The following is a 21,783-nucleotide window of genomic DNA, read 5'->3' on the forward strand; positions in this document are numbered from 1 at the left end:
CACGGGCTTGGGGTCCCAAAGGTGCAACGGTCTTCCATCCGCCACCGCAACAGGCAGTACTACGCCAATAGCGGGTAAAGGGAAGTTACAAAGGTGCCGGCAGGCGGATGAGGGGGCCGCTCGGCACAAGCCTCACATCAATCCCAAACTCCATACCGCGCCGCCCAGCGCGGTTGAAGCCGCGGGGCTATTAAGACCGGCATGACCGGCCCCCTCATCCGCCCTACGGGCCCCTTCTCCCCTCGGGGAGAAGGGGGAATCGAGAGCCTGAGCTTAAAGCCCGATCTCATGCGCCCAGGGCGGGTTGGCGCCGGCGCGGGAGACGGTGATGGCGGCGGCTTTGGCGCCGAGGGTCAGGGCGTTGCGTACCGCCTGTTCGTCGAGCGAGGCGACCTGCGCCTTGGTCAGCAGGCCATCCCTCTTCAGCGAGGCCAGAACGCCGGCATCGAAAGTGTCGCCGGCGCCGACCGTGTCGACAACCGTGACGCGCTGGCTCGGCACCGTCACCTTGCGCTCCCTTGTATAGCCGGAGGCGCCTTCGGCACCCTTGGTGATAACGACGAGCTTGGCGCCGTGGGCGAGCCAGTGGGCGGCGAGCGCGTCGTGGTCGCCCGAAAGGCCGAACCAGTCGAGATCCTCATCGGAGAATTTGACGATGTCGGATTTGGCGGCCATGCGCTCAATGCGGGCCATATGCGCCGGCTTGTCCTTGATGAAGCCGGGGCGGATGTTGGGATCGAGCGAGATGACGCGCTGTTCGGCTTCGCGGTCGAGCAGCGCCTCGTAGGTCTCACCGCAGGGGCTCGGGATCAGGCTGATCGCGCCGAAATGCAGTGCTTCGCAATCATCGCCGAGGACGGGCAGGTCGGCCTCGGTGATCATCCGGCCGGCCGTACCCTCGTCGTAGAAGGCATAGGTCGCCTGGCCGTTGACGAGCTTGACGAAGGCGATCGTCGACGGGCGCTGCGTGATGGCGCAGGGGCTGTAGTCGACATTGGCGGCCTTCAGCGTCGCAAGCAGGATTTCACCCATCATGTCGTCGGCAATGCCGGTGAAGAAGGCCGTCGGTATGCCGAGGCGGCCGAGCGCGATCGCGGTGTTGAAGATCGCGCCGCCGGCATAGGGGGCAAAGCCCTTTTCGCCAAGGGTCGTGTCCCTCGGCAGCATGTCGATCAAGGCTTCGCCGCAACACAAAATCATCGGATTCCTCCCAACAGGACTTACGCGTTCTTCAATCGATTAAGCGAGCTTTTGTCAAAAGGCTAGAGCGAAAGCTCACTGACGCCACCATTCCTTCCCGACCAGGCGAGCGGCGCATCGAGGAAGGCCTCGACTTCTTCGAGCGTCTTGTCGTCGAACAGCTTCTGCGCCTTGGCGACCGCCAGAACATTGCGCCAGGTGGCGATATGATGCAGCCGGACCTTGCCGTCGGTAAAGCGCTGCTGGCCGAAGATGTCGTAGAAGAACAGCGCGATGCCGTGATCGACGATGCCGCCGGCGGCGCGGACCGCATCGATGAACTTGAACATGCTGCCGCCGGCCGTGGTCAGGTCCTCGATGACGAGCACACGTGAACCTTCCGGCATGTTGCCTTCGATCTGGGCATTGCGGCCATGCCCCTTCGGCTGCTTGCGGACATAGATCATCGGCAGGCCGAGGCGGTCGGCGAGCAGGGCGGCGAAGGGAATGCCGGCGGTCTCGCCGCCGGCGATGCAGTCGAATTGCTCGAAACCGGCGTCACGCATCAGCGTGCTGGCGGCGAAATCCATCACCGTCGAACGGATGCGCGGGTAGGAGAGCAGCTTGCGGCAATCGATATAGACCGGGCTCGCCATGCCGGAGGAGAGTTTATAGGGCTGAGCGGCATTGAAATGCACCGCCTTGATCTCCCAGAGCATCTTGGCCAGCAATTCGGCCATCGCGTCGCGGTCGGGAAATGTGGTCTGGATCATGCGGCTCTCCTTCGGCTTGGATCCCTGCGGGAATAGCAGCAAGAGCCCGCCGTTTCCAGACGAAAGGCGGGCTATTGCTGCAGCAGGCGGCCGATATCAACGATCTGCATCTTCTTGAAGAGAGCGACTGCCTGAGCGCCCTCCTCCGCATCCAGCGAAACGGCATAACGCACGGCGGCGGTAAGCAGCTGCATCGACAGCCGGGCAATCGCGAGAAGCTCCTTCCGGTCGCGATCCGGCCATAGGCGGATAAGCACCGCGAGAAATGCCTGGGCATGGAATTCCATATCCTCGGCATCGACCTGTTGCAGCAGCTTGTCGGTATGGGTCGCATGCCAGATGTCGCGCATGACGGGCTCGCGGCGGAAAAAGGCGTAATATTCGTCGACGATATTGGCGAGTGCGCCCTGCAGGGCCGCAGCGTCGGTCACCTTCGCCAGTTCCTCTTCAACGCACCGCCTGCCCTCTTCGTTGAAGCGCTCAGCCAATGTGCGGATGATTGAGGTCTTGTCCGAGAAATACTGGTAGAGAGCGCCGAAGGAGAGACCGGCCTTTTCGACGATCTCGCTCATCTTCAAGCCGTCGCTGCCATGGCTTTCGATCAGCTCGGCGGCCACGGTGAGGATCTTTTCGAAGCGCTCCCGGCCGCGCTGCTGGCTGGGAATGCGGCGCAGCTGGCCGGTAGCCTCCTGCTGGCGTCTGCGCGTTGCGACCGGCTGTTCCGACATGCTCTCTCCTTTTCCACATTGACAAACAAAATAAGAGAGATTATCGCATTTTGCAAATAAGAGAGTTTCTCTTGTTTGCGAAGTTTGGGAGGAGCTTTGACATGCAGACTTCCGAAATCGTCCTCGTCGGGGGATCGGGAAAGACCGGCGGCCGCATCATCAAGCGCCTGGAAGAGCGCGGCCTCACCATTCGTGCGGCATCACGCTCAAGCGCACGGCCCTTCGACTGGGAGGACAGGTCGACCTGGCACGGCGCGCTTGAGGGGGCATCGAGCGCCTATGTCGCCTTCCAGCCGGACCTTGCCGTCGCCTGGGCGGCGGAAGCGATCGAAGCGCTTGCGAAGGTCGCTGTGGAATGCAGCCTCGACCATATCGTGCTGCTTTCTGGCCGCGGAGAAGAAGGCGCGCAGCGGAGCGAGGCGGCGCTGAAAGCTTCCGGCATTAACACCACCATCCTGCGTGCCTCCTGGTTCTGCCAAAATTTCAGCGAGGGCGCCTTTGTCGAGCAGATCATTGGCGGCCGGCTGCAATTGCCGGCGGGCGAGATCGGGGAACCTTTCATCGATGCCGACGACATTGCCGATGCAGCGGTCGCCGCTTTGACCGATCCCGGCCACCGCAACAATATTTACGAACTGACCGGCCCGCGAGCGCTGACATTCCGCCAGGCGGTCGCCGAAATCGCCGCGGCCACTGGGCGGCCGATCGAATATGAGCAGGTGTCGATGGCGGATTTCACCGGCGGGCTTGCGGCTGCCGGCCTGCCGCAGGGCCTGATCGGTCTTCTGGAGGAGCTCTTCGGCCAGGTGCTCGATGGGCGCAACTCCGGCACCGCGGGCGGTGTCGCCGAAATTCTTGGCCGCCCCGCCACCGATTTCAGCGAATATGCCCGCCGGACCGCGGCAACCGGAATATGGAGCGTCTGACCATGCAGATCATTCTCATCATCTCCCTCGTGGCCGCGGCGATCGGCAGCGGTCTCGTCGCCGGCATCTTCTTCGCCTTCTCGACCTTCATCATGACTGCCTTCTCGCGGATCCCGGCGGAGCAAGGCATTGCGGCGATGAACTCGATCAACGTGACGATCGTCCGCTCGCCCTTCATGGGCCTCTTCGTGCCGACGGCGATCCTCTGCCTCGTCATCGCCGTGCTCGCCCTGATCGACTGGCGCGGCGCGGCATCCTTTCTAATGCTGGCGGGTGCGGCCCTCTATATCTTCGCCGCCTTCCTCTCGACCATCATCTTCAACGTGCCGATGAACGATGCGCTGGCAAAGATCGGCGGCAACGGGACGGAAGCGGTTCAGCTCTGGACCGCCTATCACAGGGACTGGACGTGGTGGAACCATGTGAGAACGATCGCCTCGCTGCTTGCCTCGGTGGCCTTCGTGCGGGCGTTGATGATCAGTTGAGAAGCAAGCGGAAGAGCTGGCCGCTCCAGCTTATTTGCCAGCATCCCGGTTCCGGAAAGCGCGCCAGGCGGAGATCACCGCGAGCAGCAAGAACAAGCCTGCCAAACCCGCCCACAGAGAACCGCCTTGCGTCAGGTTGTCACCGTCGGGAGTGAGGCAGCTGGATAGGGCCTGCGATATGCAATCTCGGAACTTCCAGTACCTTTCATAGAATAACCATCCGAAGACAATCGACAGAAGCGTTAGGACGAAGGCTGGAAGGTATTTCATTTTGTTCCTCTCGGCAGGCATGCCCCGCGACCTCATGGCACCCACGCCAACCGCCCCAGGGCGCCGGCATTCAAGAGAGCCTCATCCTGAGGTGCCCCGCAAGGGGCCTCGAAGGACGAGGCGGGCGTTCCGGCGTTGGATCTATGCGGGAAGCAGCGTTGCGGCGTGTCCTTCGAGGCTTCGCCCTGCGGGCTGCGCACCTCAGGATGAGGTACGTTGGAGGGAGCCGTGGCTTGGCTTTCTCTCGGGAACGGCGCTCACCCCACCCTCATTCCTGTGCCTGTCACAGGAATCCAGTGCGCCCAAGTCCTTGGGCGCGTGAGACTCTTTTGACGGCCGCAGAGAGTCACTCACCGCGCCGACGCGCGGTGGCTGGATTCCTGTGACGAGCACAGGAATGAGGGTGGGGATATGGCGGCGCCTCGCGGCAGCGGCGGCGTGCGTCGCCACAAATCCATTCAGCAACGCTCAGCCTTGAAACAAATTGGAACATGAAGAAAAGAGTTTGCCGGCTTTGTCAGCGGTCGGAGGCAGAGGAGCAATTTCCCCCGCCCTCTTCCGCTATCTCTGCTCGCAAAAGGCGATGCGGTTGCTGAAGGGGTCGGTGACGGTCATCTCCAGCCCCCAGGGCGCTTCCTCGACGCCGGGCTTCATGTAGCGGTAGTCCTTGCCTGAGAGTTCGGCGTGATAGGCCCGGACATTGGCGACTCGGACGAAGGCCTTGGCGCCGGGGCTGGCGTCGCCGGAATGTTCGCTCAGGTGCAGCGTCATGCCGTCGCGCGAGACCTGGCAATAGAGCGGGAAATTCTCGCCGAAGCGGTGCTCCCAATCGAGATGGAAGCCGAGAAAGCCGCAATAGAAGTCCATGGCCTTTTCCACGGAGAAGATGCGGAAGATCGGCGTCGGCGGCTCGATGCCGACCGCGGAGCGTGCGGCATCCGCCGCATCGATCTTCGCCGAGAGGATATTCCATTGCTCGAGCCCGAATTGCCGGGCGACGATTTCGAGGGTTTCACTGTGGGTGAGGGAAACGTCGCGGTCGGCAAGGGCCTGCCGTAATGTCTTTGCCATGAGCTTGGCATCGCGAAAATCGCGCATGATGTCATCCTTTCGTTGGCGGCAAACAGGAAGATCAGTGCCCGCGTCTGCTGACCCGTTCGCCATCGATCGCCAAACGGCAAGGGATGTGAAGGATGGCATCTGGATGCGTTCACCATAACGCCGAAACGTCGCGGGGCGGCTGGCCGCATCCGGCCGAAGGCGAGGTTAGGAGAGGATGCATCCGGAATCAAGACGCCGCGCGCTACCTCGGCCGGAACCGCTCTGAGGTAGGCAGCAAGCTCGACGCGATTGCGGCCGCCGCGCTTGGCAGCGTAGAGTGCCTTGTCGGCAGCACTTAGCATGGTGTCGAAATCCAGCATCTGCGCGCGGCCGGGCGCGACGCCGATGCTGACCGTGCATTTCAGAATCTGGCCGTCGATATCGATCTCGCGCGCCTCGAAGGCCCTGCGGATGCGCTCGGCGGTCAGTTCGGCCCGGCCGGGCATGATCTCTTTCAGCACCAACGCGAACTCTTCGCCACCGAGCCGGGCGGCGGTGTCGCCGGCGTGGCAACTGGCCTGGAGTTGCTCGGCGAAGACCGTGAGCACGCGGTCGCCGGCGGCCTGGCCGAAGCGGTCGTTGACGGATTTGAAATGGTCGATATCGAAGACGATGACTGCGGTGGTCGAACCCATGGGGCGCGTGCCGTATTGGTCGAAGATGGCGCGGCGGTTGAGCAGGCCCGTCAGCGGATCGGTGATCGCCTCGAGACGATGGCGCGCGGCAAGCCGCCATTGATGCAGCGCCAGCGACAGGGCGCCGATCCCGGTCATGCCGACGATGCAGACGGCGAGGCTCAGATCTTCGGCCCAATTGTTGGGTGCTGCGCCGAGCACCAGCTTGCCGTCGGAGATCAGCACCCCGGCACAGAGCACGAAAGAGATCGCCGTCAGCGTATAGAGAGCGGCGATGCCGAGGATCGGCGCCAGCGCCTCGGCGCGGGCGAGCCAATATTGCCGGGCGGTGGCAAAGAGCAGGAGGGCAATGGCAAGATTATCGGCGATGAAGGCCAGGCCGTCATAACCTGCCAGCATCGGCACGACGGAAAAGATCGTCGCGGCCAGCGCGCGGATGGCAATGGCCGGGATCGACAGCCGACTGGTGAGGAACTGCTTGCCGGCGCCCCAGATGGTGGCGAAACCGGCGTGGAAAAGGCCAAAGCTGGCGATGCCAAGCCATTTCTCCGGCGTGTTCACATAGGCGCTGTAGACGAAGATGCCGCTGACGACCAGGACGAGGCCGATGGTGGCGGTCAGCAGCACGGTTTCGGCCCGACGGACCAGCCAGCTTCCCATCAGGGTCACGGCAAGGCATGCCGCGGAAACACCGAGCGCCAGCAGGAGGGAGTTATAGTCAAGCGTCATGCTTTTCAGTCTCCGCAGCTGTTGCCGCGCCGGAATGTTGGCAGCTTATGGGGCCGCGACGAGGACTGTCTTATGCATCCGTTAACAAATGATGCACCGCACAATGCAAATGTTACGCGTTTAACCTCGCGCCGAAATTTAAAATGAATTTTCGATTTAAAATTGAAAACCTGAGCGCTTACGCCTCAGGCATCAACCTGCCAATGCAGGGGAAACATCGGGTCGAAGACGGTCACCGGTCCGGCGCCCGTTTCAATCCTGGCGGGAAAGACGACCGGCTCGGCCTGCCTTGAGAGCGTGATGCGCTCTTCGTTTGACTGAAGCCCGTACCAGGCGGGACCGTTCAGCGACGCGAAGGCTTCGAGCTTGGCCAGCGCGCCCTCCTCCTCGAAGACATGGGCGAGGCAGCTCATCGTGTTGATCGAGGTATAGATGCCGGCGCAGCCGCAGGCGCATTCCTTCAGGGGATCGACATGCGGGGCGGAATCCGTGCCGAGGAAGAAGCGGGCGTCGCCGCTGACGGCGGCGGCGCGCAAAGCCAGGCGGTGGTTCTCGCGCTTGGCGACCGGCAGGCAGTAATAATGCGGCCGGATGCCGCCGACGAGGATGGCGTTGCGGTTGATGATCAGATGGTGGGTGGTAATCGAGCCGGCGAGATTGCCCTTGGCGGCCTTGATGTAATCGATGCCATCCGATGTCGTCACATGCTCCATCGTCACCTTCAGCTCCGGCAGGCGCCGGCGCAGCGGATCGAGCACGGTGTCGATGAAGACGGCCTCGCGATCGAAAATATCGACGTCAGGCGTCGTCACCTCGCCGTGGACGCAAAGCGGCATGCCAATCTTCGCCATGCGCTCCAGCACCGGCATCGCCTTTTCCATGTCGCGCACGCCACCATGCGAATTGGTGGTGGCGCCGGCCGGATAAAGCTTGACGGCGGTGACGAGGCCGCTTTCGGCGCCGGCTTCGACATCGTCGGGGCTGGTGTGCTCGGTGAGATAAAGCGTCATCAGCGGCTGGAATCGATGGCCGTCCGGCAGGGCCTTGAGGATGCGCTCGCGATAGGCCGCCGCATCCGATGTGGTGACAACAGGCGGCACCAGATTGGGCATGATGATGGCGCGGGCGAAGGTGCGGCTCGTATCGGCGATCACGCCTTCCAGCATGGCGCCGTCGCGCAGATGCAGGTGCCAGTCGTCGGGACGGCGGATGGTGATCGATTGCATGGCAGACCTCCGAAGCGATGCGTCTGCGGCCTCGATAGCACTAAAGCGGGCCGCATTGAAATCGATTCATGCGCCGCGGCATTACGCCAGCGCGATCTCCAGCGTCACATCGGCCGGGCGGCGGTTTTCGAGGATCAGCCTTCCGTTCGGCAGGTCGTTGCCGTAGACCTTGGCGCTGGCCGCTTCTTCGCTGAGATTATAGCCGCGCCAGCGTTCCCAGAGGCGCTCCTCGAGCACTTCGATCGGCGGCGCCAGCATGATGGTGAAATCGAAGATGCCGTCGAGTTCGGCCCATTTGCCCTGGGTGAACAGCAGATAATTGCCTTCGACGATGATGAAGCGATCCTTGGGATCGATCGGCCGGGCCGAGGCAATGGCGAGTTCGCGCGCGCGGTCGAAGACCGGCACCAGCACCTCCTGATCGGCCGGCCTGACGGCGCGGACGATGTCGAGGAAGCCGCGGACATCGAAGGTTTCGGGAATGCCCTTGCGGGCCAGCAGGCCGCGTTCGATCAGGATGGCATTGTCCATGTGGAAGCCATCCATCGGCAGGACCGCAGCACTTTCGCCCTTGGCTTTCAGCGCCGTCGCCAGATTGTCGGCCATGGTCGATTTGCCCGAACCCGGCGGCCCGGCAATGCCGATCAGGAATCTTCTAGCATCGCCGGCGCGGTTAAGAACCTCGCCGGCGATTTCGTCGATGCGTGCACTCATGCAGCAACGGGCTCCGTCGGCACCGCCTTGGCGCCGGTCATGAAGGCGACCGCGTCCGACATGGTGTATTCCTTCGGATTGATCACCGTCAGGCGCCGGCCGAGGCGGTGAATATGGATCCGGTCGGCCACTTCGAAGACATGCGGCATGTTGTGCGAGATCAGCACGATCGGCAGGCCGCGGGCGCGCACATCGAGGATCAGCTCCAGCACCTTGCGGCTTTCCTTGACGCCGAGCGCCGCGGTCGGCTCGTCCATGATGATGACCTTCGAGCCGAAGGCGGCGGCGCGGGCGACGGCGACACCCTGGCGCTGGCCGCCCGACAGCGTCTCCACCGCCTGGTTGATGTTCTGGATGGTCATCAGGCCGAGTTCGGAAAGCTTGTTGCGCGCCAGCCTTTCCATCGCCGGCCGGTCGAGCATGCGGAACAGCGAACCGAGCGGGCCCTTTTTGCGGATCTCGCGGCCGAGGAACATGTTGTCGGCGATCGAGAGCGCCGGCGACAGAGCGAGGTTCTGGTAGACAGTCTCGATGCCGGCCTCACGCGCTTCCATCGGCGAGCGGAAATGCACCTGCCGCCCTTCGAGCGTGATCACCCCCTCATCGGGCGTGACAGCGCCTGAAATCGCCTTGATCAGCGAGGACTTGCCGGCGCCGTTATCGCCGATGACGGCGAGGATTTCACCCGGGTAGAGGTCGAAATCGGCATTGTCGAGCGCGGTCACGCGTCCATAGCGCTTGACGAGACCGCGGGCGGTGAGAATGGGTTCGACAGTCATGATCACACCGAAACCTTTCTGATCCACTGATCGATAGCGACGGCGGCGATGATCAGCACGCCCGTCAACAGGACTTTCCATTGCGGATCGGCGCCGAGCATGTTGAGGCCCATCGACACGACGCCGACGATCATGGCGCCGAAGAGGGTGCCGAGAATGGAGCCGCGGCCGCCGAAGAGCGAGATGCCTCCGATCACGGTCGCGGTGATCGCCTGGAGGTTATAATCGGTGACCGCCGAGGACGGCGAGATCGAGCCATTGCGGCCGATCGAAACCCAGGCGGCGAAGGCGGCGATGACGCCCGATATGGTGTAGACGGTGAGCAGCACCTTCTTGGTCTGAATGCCGGAGAGCTTGGCCGCCTCCGGATCGTCGCCCACCGCATAGACATGCCGGCCCCAGGCGGTGTGATTGAGCACATACCAGAGCAGCAGGACGAGCAACACCATGGCGATGACGCCGAGGGTGAGCACAGCGGTTCCGAGCCTGAAGCTCATGGCGAAAAGATGCAGCAGCGGCGCCTGTGCGTCGACATCGGCGTCGCGGATCGTCTCATTGGCGGAATAGATAAAATTCGTCGCCATGACGATATTCCAGGTGCCGAGCGTGACGATGAACGGCGGCAGCTTCATGAAGGCGACGAGGAAGCCGTTCAGCAAGCCGCAGAGACCGCCGACAAGCATGCCGGCTGCGACCGCGATCGGCGTCGGGATGCCATAGGTGATGGCGACATTGCCCATGATGACGGCCGAGATCACCATGATGACGCCGATCGAAAGATCGATGCCGGCCGTCAGGATGACCAGCGTCTGGGCGGCACCCAGAATGCCAACGATGGCGATCTGCTGCAGGATCAGTGTCAGGGTGTAGGACGAGAAGAAGCGTCCGCCGATCGTTGCCCCGAAGATGATGATCGCCAGCACCAGCACGATCAGCGGCACGGCGGCCGGCGTCGAGTGCAGAAAATGCTGGGCGCGCTTGATCAGCGGGACGTTCTGGTGCTCGAAGGAGGCGACGTTCTTGTCGCTGCCGTCGAGAACGCGTTCGAATTCCTGTGCTCCGGTCATGGTTCCTCCTCCGCATCCGCGCGCCGAACCCGCGCGGAGGCCGTCACTCCTGTTCATCCGTTCGTTGCTTAGCCGGCGGAGTAACGGCACATCGTCCGTCCAAAACGGCCGGGGATCAAGCCCCGGCCGTTTTCCGATTCAAAAGCGCGGGCTTAGCCCCAGCACTTGTCCGTGCCTTCCTTGGTGTCGATCGACTTGACGCCTGAAACCGGCTTGTCGGTGACGAGCGAGACGCCGGTGTCGAAGAAGGACTTGCCTTCCGTCGGCTTCGGCTTCTCACCGCTATCGGCGAACTTCTTGATCGCCTCGATGCCGAGCGACGCCATCAGCAGCGGGTATTGCTGCGAGGTGGCGCCGATGACGCCTTCCTGGACCGACTTGACGCCCGGGCAGCCGCCGTCAACCGAGACGATCAGCACGTTCTTTTCCATGCCGACAGCCTTCAGCGCCTGATAGGCGCCGACAGCGGCCGGCTCGTTGATCGTGTGGATGACGTTGATGCCAGGATCCTTCTGCAGAAGGTTTTCCATGGCCTTGCGGCCGCCTTCCTCGTTGCCGTTGGTCACGTCATGGCCGACGATGCGCGTGTCGTCTTCGTCGCCGATCTTGTCCGGGTTCTTCGGGTCGATCCCGAAGCCCATCATGAAGCCCTGGTCGCGCAGGACGTCGACCGTCGGCTGCGACGGCGTCAGGTCGAGGAAGCCGACCTTGGCGTCCTTGGCCTTGTCGCCTAGCGTTTCCTTGGCCCACTGGCCGATCAGCTTGCCGGCGAGCAGGTTGTCGGTGGCGAAGGTGGCGTCGGCGGCATCGGCCGGCTCGAGCGGCGTGTCGAGCGCGATGACCAGCACGCCGGCATCACGCGCCTTCTTGACCGAAGAGACGATACCCTTGGTGTCCGAGGCGGTCAGCAGAATGCCCTTGGCGCCGTCGGCGATGCAGCTTTCGATCGCCGCAACCTGGCTTTCGCTGTCACCGTCGACCTTGCCGGCATAGGACTTCAGCGAAACGCCGAGTTCCTTGGCCTTGGCCGTCGCACCTTCCTTCATCTTGACGAAGAAGGGATTGGTGTCGGTCTTGGTGATGAGGCAGGCGGAAACGTCGGCGGCCATGGCCGGCGCGGAAAAGGCGACGCCGACTGCGAGCGCGCCGAAAGCGAGAACTGATTTCTTCATGAACTCCTCCCAGAGTTTGCCGGCGCCGCCCGTGCGGGCCGGAATTTTCGAGATGTGACACTTCGCTTCGGTCGCTGCCGCTTCCGAAGCCGCCTCGTGCCCTTGACGAGGGCAATTAAGAGCGAAAGAAATCGGCTTGTCAATAAATAAATCCAATTGAATTATTAATTCGATGTGGCATGCTCAATCGCATTAGGATGTACGGCATTGCGCCTTTTCAAACGCAGAGAAGGCCGCCGTACCGCTTTCAGCTGCTGCGTAATCCCCCTTGGATCGCTTCCGATCCGGGGGAACCATGCAAGAGGCCAACGCTCGGGAGGAGCGGCCATGTCGTCTTTGGATGGGCCGGAACACACACCGGTCCCGCCGCCCATTCTCAATCCGGCCGGGGGCGCGAACCAGGTCAGGGTGCGCGCCTATAACGAACGGCTCGTGCTGTCGCTGGTGCGCCTCTACGGCGCGTTGTCGAAGGCCGATATCGCGCGCCGCAGCGGGCTGTCGGCGCAGACCGTCTCGGTCATCATGCGGGTGCTGGAAAAAGAAGGGCTGCTGTCGCGCGGGGCGCCGGTGCGCGGCCGGGTCGGCCAGCCGTCGATCCCGATGCATCTCAACCCCGACGCCGTCTATTCCTTCGGCCTCAAGATGGGCCGGCGCAGCGCCGATCTGGTACTGATGGATTTCGTCGGCCGCATCCGCATGCAGCTGCACCAGACCTATGCCTATCCGCTGCCGCACGAAATCCTCGCCTTCGTCACGGCTGGCATCGAGGAGATCGAAAGCCGGCTCGACGACAAGCAGCGCGGCCGCATTGCCGGCCTCGGCATCGCCGCCCCGTTCGAGCTGTGGAACTGGGCCGAGGAAGTCGGCGCACCGCCCGGTGCCATGGAGGTCTGGCGGGATGTCGACCTGCAGGCCGATATCGCCGCGCGTGTCTCCCATCCTGTTTTTCTGCAGAACGATGCGACCAGCGCCTGCGGCGCCGAGCTCGTCTTCGGCGTCGGCCCCTCCTATCCCGACTTCGTCTATTTCTTCATCGGCTCCTTCATCGGCGGCGGCATCGTGTTGAATTCGGCGATCTTTTCCGGCCGTACCGGCACGGCGGGCGCCATCGGACCGCTGCCCGTGCGCGACAGGAACGGCGAAACCAAGCAGCTGCTCGAGATCGCCTCGATCTTCGTATTGGAAAACATGCTGCGCGAACGCGGCATCGATCCCGAGCCGCTGTGGTATTCCGCCGACGACTGGGTGGATTTCGGCGAGCCGATGGAGATCTGGATCCAGGATAGCGCCAAGGCGCTGGCCCAGGCGATCGTCGCGGCCGCCTCGATCGTCGATTTCAGCGCTGCCGTCATCGACGGCGGCTTTCCCCATTGGGTGCGCAGCCGCGTCGTGCAGGCGACGATCGACGAAGCCGCCAAGCTCGACCTGCAGGGCGTCGTCATGCCGGAGATCATTGAGGGCGCTGTCGGCGCGCAGGCCCGCGCCATCGGCGGCGCCAGCCTGCCGATCTTTGCGCGTTACCTCACAGACCAGAACGTACTCTTCAAGGAGGTAGACCATGCTGAAGGGACTTGATCCGCTGTTGAGCCCGGAGTTGCTTTTCACGCTTCGGGCGATGGGCCACGGCGACGAGATCGCCATCGTCGACGGCAATTATCCCGGTGTCGAACATGCCCGCCGGCTGATCCGGCTCGACGGCCACCGTCTCATTCCGGTGCTCAACGCCGTGCTCAGCGTGCTGCCGATCGACGATTTCGTGCCCGAGGCGATTTTCCGCTCGACCGTCAAGGCCGAGCGCGACAAGCTCGATCCGGTGCATGAGGAGATGATCGACTGCTGTGCGCTGCACGAGCCGCACCGGCAGGTGGTGCCGCTCGTCGGCCAGGATTTCTACGGCCGGGTGCGGGCCGCCCATGCGCTGATCCAGACCAGCGAGCCCAGGCTCTATGCCAACATCATCCTGCGCAAGGGCGTGATCTATCCGAAAGAGCCGGGCGCACAGTCGGCGGCCGGGGTGGATCCGTTCGTCTACTAGCCAAGAGTCTGGTTCCTGCCGTGCAAGCCACGATAGCCTTCGCTGCGCGGCTGAGTAGGCGCGTGGCGCTCCCCAACCCGTGCTGATCCCGCCACGCCGGAGATGCTAAAGCTGCCGATCCGGCCAGCCGCGGCCGTCCGCATTCCCACACCCTAGTGGCCGCGCCAGTATCGATGATCTCGTTGAAGAGGCGACCATGTGATGGGCTCCTGATCGATGGGTACGTCTGGCACGGGCCGGTGTGAGCTGATGTCGAACGCCAATCCGATGCGCCAGCAGCAGCCACGGATGGGGAACATTCCCGCGATAAGTCGGTTAGTCGGCATCCAACCAGGAGGATGCGCAATGTATCACCATGTAAAGAAGCTCATGTATACCGTTCGGGTTGACGAACCTGATCCAAAATTCGGCAATATGCTGCTTGAGCAGTTTGGTGGCGCAAACGGTGAACTTGCGGCGGCCATGCAATACTCTGTTCAAGGTTTGAATTGTGAGGATCCCGGTCGGAAGGATCTCCTGATGGACATCGGGACCGAAGAACTCAGTCACCTCGAGATCGTCGGGACTCTTGCGCGGATGCACCTCAAGCCGCTGAAGTCAGTCAGAGAGGAGGCGGAAGCCGACCCGTTGATCGCCATTGCAGGCGGCGGTGGCGTGAACCTTTTCAATTCGATGGGAAACCCCTGGACTGCCGATTATCTCAAAATAACGGGCGAGTTGGATGTGGATCTGCGAAGCAACATAGCCGCGGAGGCACGCGCCAAGATCGTCTACGAACGCCTGATCGACTTCTGCCGCGATCCCGGGACCAAGGATGCGCTGCAGTTCCTGATGACCAGAGAGATTACCCACATGCGTGCTTTCGCCCTGGCTCTCGAAAGCATGGGCAAGCCGCCGCTGAGCGTCGGCAGGATTGCGCCGACCGCAGGACTGGTCGATCAGTTCTTCAACGATTCCACGGGTGAAGGGTATTTAGGTGAGGTTGACACTCGCGGTCCATGGAATGAAGGAGAACCCTGGGAATTTGTCGAGGCGCCGGCCTTCCAGGATCTCCCGGGAGTCGAAAACGGGGGAATTGCAATCCGCGCTCAAAGCGCCCCCCCTGAAGGGGCAGAAGCGATTCAGGAAGTCCTTGTGGATGAGCTCCGTGACCTCCTGCATGCGGAAAAGCAGCTGTTGAAGGCGCTCCCCAAGATGCAGAAAGCCGCACGCACTCAGCAGCTCCAGACCTTGCTGCGGAACCATCTTGTCGAGACAGAGGGGCAGGTCGAGCGCTTGAACGAATGCCTGCGCATCCTTGGCACGTCGGCTCGTGCAAAGCCATGCAAGGGCATGGCCGGCCTGGTAGAGGAAGGCGAGGAAGTGATGGCGGAGGGCAAGAAAAAGAAAGACGCTCCCGCTGATCTGGCTTTGATCGGAGCGGCGTTGCGGGTGGAGCACTACGAGATTGCCGCTTACACCACCGCTCGCAATCTGGCACTCCAACTTGCGCAGCCGGCGGTCGCTCAATTGCTAACACTTTCGCTGGGTGAAGAGCAGAATGCGGGCCAATTGCTGGATCAGGTTGCCCAACCCCTGATGTCGGCGGCGAGAATGCCAATTAGCGTCCTCTGACAGTTTAGTCCGCGGAGCAAGAAACGCGTGGCGGCCCCCTACGGGGTGGCAACGATCTAAAGCCGATGTCCAGGGGCGCCTGCTTCGCGTCAATGATGCGCTGTGTGAGATGTTGTGCCGCCTGCGTGCAAGCGCATCTCCGCCACAGGGCCTGCTTTTGTTGACCGGCAATATTAATGATACACATCATCAATAACTTGAGCTATAATGACGGCTGACATCATAGTTTCAAATGGCCGTCGAAAGGATCGTGACGTGCGGATCACGAAGGAAAAGAAGCAGGAAAACTACGACCGGATTATCGCAACGGCGTCAGAGCTGTTTCGCGAGCGCGGTTTCGATGGCGTCGGGGTGGCGGAATTGATGGAGCGCGCGGGGCTCACCCATGGCGGCTTCTACAATCACTTCCGCTCCAAGGAGGAGTTGATCGCGGAATCGACCGAGAATGGTTTGAGCGAGACCTTGCAGCGCTATGCCGGTTATGACGTCCTCGATGTCATGGAGCTTTATCTTGCACGCGAACACCGGGATGGGCGCGGCCAAGGGTGCACGGCCGCGGCACTGAGTTGCGATGCCGCTCGACAGCCTGAGGAAACCAAGGCCGTTTTCGCTGCCGGAATAGATAAGCTGGTGCGCGCGGTGGAGGGTGGCATTGCTCAACATCACGCTTCCGACGCCGGCGGGCGGGCGCAAGCCATCGCCATCCTCGCTCAGGCTGTTGGCGCAATCGTGCTTTCGAGGGCATGCCCGGACGATTCCCCGCTGGCGGACGAACTGCTCGACGCCTGCCGGACGGATTGTCGCGACGCGATCGAAAATCGGTCGCGCAAGCAATGAGGGCCGCGTATGCGCGGCCCTTATTGTCTTCAGGCCACGGCCGGCGCCAAGGTGGGATAGTCCGTATAGCCCGCCGTGCCTCCGCCATAGAGCGTCGACATATCGAGGTTGGCCAGCGGCGCACCGACCTTCAGGCGCTCGACGAAATCCGGGTTGGCGATGAATGGCCTGCCGAAGGCGAACAGATCCGCCAGCCCATGCTCCAGCCTGGTCGTCGCGAGTTCCAGATCGTAGCCGTTGTTGGCAATGTAGGTGCTCCTGAATCTGCGGCGAAGCGCTTCATAATCGAAGGGTGCAACGTCCCGCGGCCCGCCAGTGGCGCCTTCCACGACATGGAGATAGGCAATTCCCATCTCATCGAGCTTCTCGACGATGTAGTTGAACTGCGCCTGCGGATCGCTTGCCGATATGCCGTTGGCCGGCGATACCGGTGAAATCCGAACGCCGGTTCGTTCCGCTCCCACCTCCTCTGCGACCGCGGCGGTCACTTCGAGCGTCAGCCGCGCGCGATTTTCGATCGAACCGCCATAGGCGTCGCTGCGGCAGTTGGCCCCGTCCCTGGCGAACTGGTCCAGCAGGTAGCCGTTTGCGCCATGCACTTCGACACCATCGAAACCAGCGGCAATCGCATTGGCGGCGGCGCGACGAAAATCTTCGATGATGCCGGCAATCTCACGCAGTTCGAGCGCTCGTGGGGCCGAAACGTCAACGAAAGCATTATTCACAAACGTCTTTGTTTCAGCCCTGATGGCCGAGGGCGCCACTGGGCGCTGTCCATCCGGCTGCAGGTCGACATGCGAAACCCGACCCACGTGCCAAAGCTGCAGGAAGATATGGCCGCCCTTGGCATGCACCGCGTTGGTGACCTTGCGCCAGCCGTCGATCTGCGCCTCTGTGTAAATGCCGGGCGTGTCTTGATAGCCTTGGCCCTGCTGCGAAATCTGGGTCGCCTCCGAGATGATCAGGCCTGCCGAGGCCCGTTGCGCATAATATTCGGCAACGAGGTCGCCCGGCACGAAGCCGACGCCTGCTCTGTTGCGCGTCAATGGGGCCATGACGACGCGGTTGGATAGCGTGAGAGAGCCGAGTGCGGAGGGCTCAAAGAGTGTCTTGCTGGTCATTTGTCACTTTCACTTGGGGGTTAAAAATATTCCCGGGGTTCGTCTCGCAACAAACGCCACTCAGGTCAGGTCGACCTCCGTCTAGACTTGCATGTGGTTGATATCGCTGGGATCGGGGCTAGTCTGCGACTGCGATGACCACCTTGCCCTTGGCACGCCCGGTCTCGAGATAGGCCAGCGCATCCCCGGTCTTCTCAAACGGGAACACCTTGTCGACGACCGGCCGGATCACGCCTTGCTCGATCAGGCGGGCAATCTCACCCAGCTGCCGCCCCTCGGCGCGCATGAACAGGAATGAATAAGCGATGCCGAGACGCTTTGCCTTTTTGCGAACTCCTCGGCTGAGCAGCCGCAGCACCAGTTTCAGGAACAGGTTCAGGCCGAGTTCTTTGGCGAATGCAGGATCGGGCGGACCGGAAATAGAGATGAGCCGGCCACCCGGTTTCAGCACGCCCAGCGATTTTTCGAGTGTCTTCGGATCCTGGCTGTTCAGCACGAGATCGTAGCCCGACAGGATCTTTTCGAAGTCCTGCGTCTTGTAGTCGATGACCACATCCGCCCCGAGACTTCTCGCCAGCTCGACATTTTTAGCGCTCGTCGTCGTCGCAACCGTCGCGCCGAGGTGTTTGGCGAGCTGAATGGCGAACGTGCCGACACCACCGGAACCGGCCTGAATGAAGACCTTCTGGCCCGGCTTTACCTTGCCCACCTCGACCAGCGCCTGCCACGCGGTCAGCCCCACCAGCGGGATGGACGCCGCTTCGCTCATGCTGAGGTTGCTCGGCTTCAACGCCACATCGGCTTCATCGATGGCAATATATTCGGCGAATGTCCCAACCCGATGATCGCGCGGTCGTGCATAGACCTCGTCACCCACCCTGAACCGCTTCACCCTGGATCCGACTTTGGCAACCGTCCCGGCAAGGTCATGCCCGAGGACGAAGGGCGGACGATAGGGAAGAATAAGCTTGAACTCCCCCTCCCGGACCTTGGAGTCCAGCTGGTTCACGGCCGTGGCCTGAATCCGCACGAGGATATCATTGTCCTTCAATTGCGGTTCCGGCAGGTTGGCCAGGCGCAGAGCGCCTTTCTTCTTGTACTTATCAACGACAAATGCCTTCACGGGGCTTTCTCCTGTTGCGCCGTCAGGTGTCAAGGAAACGATAAAGCCATAGGCACAAATCGGCGGGCAATGTGGTAGAGGAGGCCCCAGTTCCGTCAGCGGCTTTTTAATGACGTTTATCATTATAAATGATTAATGATACTGTCATCAAAGTTGTCAAGGGTTTCTGAACCAGCGCCTCATCCGATTTGCGGCAAAGCTATCCGTTGTGCGCAGCGAAACGCCAGCACCCTTGTCAGGTCAACTCACCGTTAACCTTCCACGCGCAAAAGTCTTTCGACTTGTCTGCGCGCTTGGTCGGCGACCGCAAGCCGGCCCCTTTCAATGCCGCCCGAATGATTTGTGGCGGTCTTCGATTACCGCCAAGGACGATGCGGTCCTGCGAACTGGCCATGATGGCTCTTCACACAACGGGAGCCTGTTCATATGCCTCGCATCCGACCAACCAGACCCCAGATGGAGATAGTGGGCTGGCTCGCGATCTTCCTGCTTCTCTTCGGCCTCTCCTGGCGCTTCGATTGGCATGAGGGGCTGGATGACTTTGTCGACCAGCATCACGACTATCCGCTGGACCACGCGCTGCTTGCCCTGAATATCTCCGGGTTTCTCGGGCTCATTTATTCCGCGCTAAGGATCCGGGACCTTTCGCGGGAGGTTCATCGCAGGCTGCAGGCCGAAAAGCACGTCGACTGGATTGCCTGTCATGACACGCTGACCGAGCTCCCGAACCGCAGATTCCTGGATTCCATATGTGCGCAGGCGATGACCGATCAAAGGGCACAAGATACCTATGCCGTGTTCAGCATCGATCTCGACGGTTTCAAGAAGGTCAATGATCTCCTGGGGCACGATCACGGTGATGCGGTGCTGAAGACCGTTGCTCAGCGGCTCTCCTCGCTCTTTCCCCGTGAGCATGTGTTCCGCCTTGGTGGAGACGAGTTTGTGGTTCTGGCGCGGCGCATCGGAAATCCCGATCTTGTCGCATTGGGAAACCGCATCGTCAGCACGATCGGCAAGCCGTTCACATTCAATGGTGTCGCCGTCGACCTCGGCGCCAGCGTCGGCTTCGCACTTTATCCGGAGGACGGCGATGAGCTCGGTCAGGTCATCCGGTATTCGGACTGTGCGATGTATGTGGCGAAGAAGCAGGGGCGCAATCTGGTGAAGCCCTTCGTGCCGTCGATGCAGGACGAGCTGGCGAAACGGGTCAGAATGGAAGGGGATCTGCGCGCGGCCATCCGGAAGGCCGAGATTATTCCCTATTATCAACCGCTCGTGGACCTGAAGGCGAACAAGATCATCGGCTTCGAGGCGCTGGCGCGCTGGAAAACGGCGGCCGGCGAATTCATCCCGCCGAGCGAATTTATTCCAGTGGCGGAGGAAGCCGGTCTGATCGTCGAATTGACGGACCAACTGCTGCGCTGCGCCTGCACCGATGCGCTTTCCTGGCCGAGCGAGCTCGTCCTGTCGTTCAACCTTTCTCCGATCCAACTGAGCGACCGGCTGCTGGGCCTCAGAATTCTCAAGATATTGGGCGATGTCGGCCTGCCCGCGCAAAGGGTCGAGCTAGAGGTAACGGAGAGCGCCATCATTCAAGACGCCGTCACGGCCCGCATTGTCCTCGACGATCTGGTGAATGCTGGGGTCAGGATCGCGCTCGACGATTTTGGGACAGGCTATTCCAGCCTCTCGCAACTGTCCAACTACCGGTTCGACAAGATCAAGATCGACAGGAGTTTCGTCGCTTCCTTCGAGACCAATGACAAGCAGGACAAGGTGATCAAGGCCATCATCGCCCTCGGCGCCGGGCTTGGTGTGACGATAACGGCCGAAGGCATCGAAGAGGAGAGCCAACTTCAGCGGCTTCAGGATCTGGGTTGCGACATCGGTCAAGGATATCTGCTGGGCAGACCGGCGCCGATCGAGGAGATCGCAGCAGATCAGGTCAGCAACAGGATTCGGCAGCGCCGTTGATGGGACGGGCGCCCTGCCCTGCCTCCGACCTCGTCCTTCGCGGCTCCGGCCCGCGGCCTGCGCACCTCAGGACGAGGGCTGATCGATGTGCCTCACGCGGCTCGTCGGTCTACCGGCCGCCCCTTGCGCTGATCCAGACCAGCGAGCCCAGGCTTTATGCCAGCATCATCCTGCGCAAGGGCGTGATCTATCCCAGGGAGGGCACCAGGCCGAGGTCGATCCCTTCGTCCATGAGGAATCAGCCGTCAATTTCGACTTCCGCTTCGCAGTTTACGGGCGCATTCAATGGGATGGCCATGCCGATGGACGAGCGGGCGTGCGCGCCGATGTCGGGACCATACAGTTCCAGGATCAGATCGGAATAGCCGTTTGTGACCAGGGGCGTCTCATTGAAACCTGGAGCAACATTCACCATGGCGAAGACGCGCAGCCAGGCCGTGACCCGATCGAGGTCTCCGAGAGCTCGCTTGAGGCTGGCGAGATGGGCGAGGGCAACCAGCCGCGCCGACGCGTAACCCTGCTGCGGCGAAACCTCGGCGCCGACCTTGCCAAGAGGGTTGGCCAATGTGCCATCGCGGTTGCACGCGACGTGACCTGAGATATAGGCGCGGGCGCCGCGCACCCGAACCCAGACAAAGGGCAGCAGCAGGCCGCCGCGAACCTTTAAAGGCTCGGGCAATTCGAGGCCCATTTCGGCGAGACGTTGTTCGATGATGGCCATGATGCACCTCCCGACGTGTTTGGAGCGTGGATAAAAGCAAAGACTTCGTGCGCACCATGCGAACAAGGATCGCGCCTTACGGCACGATGTGGTCAAGCTCCGGCATCAGAATGACGCTCTCGTTCGCCGCGGGATCGTTGCGGGCCCCGAGGAATTCGGCGTCTTCCTGGCTGCGATTGACGGCCACGTGCGGAACGCCGGCCGGAATGAACAGGTAGTCACCGGGGCGGACCATTTCGCAGCGTTCGAGCTTCGGCCCTGACCAGATCTCGATCTCCTGGCCTGCAGTCATGAGAAGGGCGGTTTCGTGTCCCTCATGGCGATGAGCGCCGGTTCGTCTGCCTGCGGGCAGCGAAATCGCCCCGAGCCACAGCATATTTGATCCGACGCTCTGTGCGGAGACGCCCGACCGATACACAGATCCCTGCTTGGCAAGCTGGCTGCCGCTCCCGCTTACGACTTTCGCGGTTAATGCAGGAGGGTTTTTCGGCTGCGCTGCTTCGTTCTTCATGGCTCTCACCATTTCCATTTCTGCGATGAAACAGACTCTGCGCGCCCGGCCGGCGCAAGTCCT

The 21,783-nt window shown here is 61.9% G+C and carries 20 protein-coding genes and 2 pseudogenes; 8 read left to right on the forward strand and 14 right to left on the reverse strand.

Annotated features, from left to right (window positions below):
• Window positions 1-273: 273 nt before the first annotated feature.
• The 3 genes from K6M89_RS24065 to K6M89_RS24075 all read right to left on the reverse strand — a co-directional run bounded on the left by K6M89_RS24065 (window position 274) and on the right by K6M89_RS24075 (window position 2,680).
• Complete coding sequence (locus tag K6M89_RS24065; protein ID WP_222141245.1) at window positions 274-1,200, reverse strand: carbohydrate kinase family protein; 927 nt, start codon at window positions 1,198-1,200, stop codon at window positions 274-276.
• A 62-nt stretch (window positions 1,201-1,262) separates the two neighbouring features.
• Window positions 1,263-1,952 carry an orotate phosphoribosyltransferase gene (locus tag K6M89_RS24070; protein ID WP_097579589.1) on the reverse strand — a complete coding sequence of 230 codons (690 nt, stop codon included), beginning with the start codon at window positions 1,950-1,952 and terminating at the stop codon, window positions 1,263-1,265.
• Between the two features lie 71 nt (window positions 1,953-2,023).
• Complete coding sequence (locus tag K6M89_RS24075) at window positions 2,024-2,680, reverse strand: TetR/AcrR family transcriptional regulator (RefSeq protein ID WP_222141246.1); 657 nt, start codon at window positions 2,678-2,680, stop codon at window positions 2,024-2,026.
• Between the two features lie 101 nt (window positions 2,681-2,781).
• Between K6M89_RS24075 and K6M89_RS24080 the strand changes: the two genes are divergently transcribed.
• Together K6M89_RS24080 and K6M89_RS24085 are read left to right on the forward strand one after the other, a co-directional pair.
• A complete protein-coding gene (locus K6M89_RS24080) occupies window positions 2,782-3,606 on the forward strand; it encodes an NmrA family NAD(P)-binding protein (protein ID WP_222141247.1) in 825 nt (274 codons plus the stop codon).
• Window positions 3,594-4,091: an anthrone oxygenase family protein gene (locus K6M89_RS24085; RefSeq protein ID WP_222141248.1), complete on the forward strand. Its 498-nt coding sequence runs from the start codon at window positions 3,594-3,596 to the stop codon at window positions 4,089-4,091. Before K6M89_RS24080 ends, K6M89_RS24085 begins: the two co-directional genes overlap by 13 nt.
• 831 nt (window positions 4,092-4,922) lie before the next feature.
• Here K6M89_RS24085 and K6M89_RS24090 read toward each other — a convergent pair.
• The 7 genes and pseudogenes from K6M89_RS24090 to K6M89_RS24120 form a co-directional block, all read right to left on the reverse strand.
• Window positions 4,923-5,459, reverse strand: coding sequence for a glyoxalase superfamily protein (locus K6M89_RS24090; protein ID WP_222141249.1), 537 nt, complete (start codon window positions 5,457-5,459; stop codon window positions 4,923-4,925).
• Between the two features lie 200 nt (window positions 5,460-5,659).
• Window positions 5,660-6,826 (reverse strand): annotated as a pseudogene (locus tag K6M89_RS24095) (GGDEF domain-containing protein); the annotation flags it as partial.
• A 185-nt stretch (window positions 6,827-7,011) separates the two neighbouring features.
• Entirely contained in the window at window positions 7,012-8,052 is a 1,041-nt protein-coding gene (gene pyrC / locus K6M89_RS24100) for a dihydroorotase (RefSeq protein ID WP_222141250.1), read from the reverse strand.
• Between the two features lie 81 nt (window positions 8,053-8,133).
• Window positions 8,134-8,766 (reverse strand): nucleoside triphosphate hydrolase, encoded by a 633-nt coding sequence (locus tag K6M89_RS24105; protein WP_222141251.1) that lies wholly within the window; start codon window positions 8,764-8,766, stop codon window positions 8,134-8,136.
• Window positions 8,763-9,545, reverse strand: coding sequence for an ATP-binding cassette domain-containing protein (locus tag K6M89_RS24110; RefSeq protein WP_097579582.1), 783 nt, complete (start codon window positions 9,543-9,545; stop codon window positions 8,763-8,765). Before K6M89_RS24110 ends, K6M89_RS24105 begins: the two co-directional genes overlap by 4 nt.
• A gap of 2 nt (window positions 9,546-9,547) precedes the next feature.
• On the reverse strand, window positions 9,548-10,612 hold the full coding sequence (locus K6M89_RS24115; protein ID WP_097579581.1) for an ABC transporter permease: 1,065 nt from the start codon (window positions 10,610-10,612) through the stop codon (window positions 9,548-9,550).
• 152 nt (window positions 10,613-10,764) lie between these two features.
• Complete coding sequence (locus tag K6M89_RS24120; protein WP_097579580.1) at window positions 10,765-11,784, reverse strand: sugar ABC transporter substrate-binding protein; 1,020 nt, start codon at window positions 11,782-11,784, stop codon at window positions 10,765-10,767.
• 327 nt (window positions 11,785-12,111) lie between these two features.
• Here K6M89_RS24120 and K6M89_RS24125 point away from each other — a divergent pair, with 327 nt between their 5' ends.
• The 4 genes from K6M89_RS24125 to K6M89_RS24140 all read left to right on the forward strand — a co-directional run bounded on the left by K6M89_RS24125 (window position 12,112) and on the right by K6M89_RS24140 (window position 16,270).
• Complete coding sequence (locus tag K6M89_RS24125; RefSeq protein WP_097579579.1) at window positions 12,112-13,359, forward strand: ROK family transcriptional regulator; 1,248 nt, start codon at window positions 12,112-12,114, stop codon at window positions 13,357-13,359.
• Complete coding sequence (locus K6M89_RS24130) at window positions 13,343-13,819, forward strand: RbsD/FucU family protein (RefSeq protein ID WP_097666423.1); 477 nt, start codon at window positions 13,343-13,345, stop codon at window positions 13,817-13,819. The genes K6M89_RS24125 and K6M89_RS24130 overlap by 17 nt, the downstream gene beginning before the upstream one ends.
• Before the next feature lie 345 nt (window positions 13,820-14,164).
• A complete protein-coding gene (locus tag K6M89_RS24135) occupies window positions 14,165-15,433 on the forward strand; it encodes a DUF892 family protein (RefSeq protein ID WP_222141252.1) in 1,269 nt (422 codons plus the stop codon).
• 255 nt (window positions 15,434-15,688) lie between these two features.
• Complete coding sequence (locus K6M89_RS24140) at window positions 15,689-16,270, forward strand: TetR/AcrR family transcriptional regulator (RefSeq protein ID WP_222141253.1); 582 nt, start codon at window positions 15,689-15,691, stop codon at window positions 16,268-16,270.
• 29 nt (window positions 16,271-16,299) lie between these two features.
• Here the strand turns inward: K6M89_RS24140 and K6M89_RS24145 are convergent, their stop codons facing one another.
• Both K6M89_RS24145 and K6M89_RS24150 read right to left on the reverse strand, forming a co-directional pair.
• Window positions 16,300-17,391: an alkene reductase gene (locus tag K6M89_RS24145; RefSeq protein WP_222141254.1), complete on the reverse strand. Its 1,092-nt coding sequence runs from the start codon at window positions 17,389-17,391 to the stop codon at window positions 16,300-16,302.
• A gap of 118 nt (window positions 17,392-17,509) precedes the next feature.
• Window positions 17,510-18,514, reverse strand: a complete 1,005-nt coding sequence (locus K6M89_RS24150; RefSeq protein WP_222141255.1) for an NADP-dependent oxidoreductase — start codon at window positions 18,512-18,514, stop codon at window positions 17,510-17,512.
• 426 nt (window positions 18,515-18,940) lie between these two features.
• Between K6M89_RS24150 and K6M89_RS24155 the strand changes: the two genes are divergently transcribed.
• Both K6M89_RS24155 and K6M89_RS24160 read left to right on the forward strand, forming a co-directional pair.
• Window positions 18,941-20,488, forward strand: a complete 1,548-nt coding sequence (locus tag K6M89_RS24155) for a putative bifunctional diguanylate cyclase/phosphodiesterase (RefSeq protein WP_222141256.1) — start codon at window positions 18,941-18,943, stop codon at window positions 20,486-20,488.
• A gap of 125 nt (window positions 20,489-20,613) precedes the next feature.
• Window positions 20,614-20,720, forward strand: a pseudogene (locus K6M89_RS24160) (transporter); the annotation flags it as partial.
• Window positions 20,721-20,726: 6 nt separating this feature from the next.
• On the opposite strand, the gene K6M89_RS24165 reads toward K6M89_RS24160, so the two are convergent.
• Window positions 20,727-21,209, reverse strand: a complete 483-nt coding sequence (locus K6M89_RS24165; protein ID WP_222141257.1) for a RidA family protein — start codon at window positions 21,207-21,209, stop codon at window positions 20,727-20,729.
• Window positions 21,210-21,285: 76 nt separating this feature from the next.
• A complete protein-coding gene (locus K6M89_RS24170) occupies window positions 21,286-21,720 on the reverse strand; it encodes a cupin domain-containing protein (RefSeq protein ID WP_222141258.1) in 435 nt (144 codons plus the stop codon).
• Window positions 21,721-21,783 lie beyond the last annotated feature (63 nt).

This window comes from Rhizobium croatiense (assembly GCF_019793465.1).
GTDB classification, from domain to species: Bacteria; Pseudomonadota; Alphaproteobacteria; order Rhizobiales; family Rhizobiaceae; genus Rhizobium; species Rhizobium croatiense.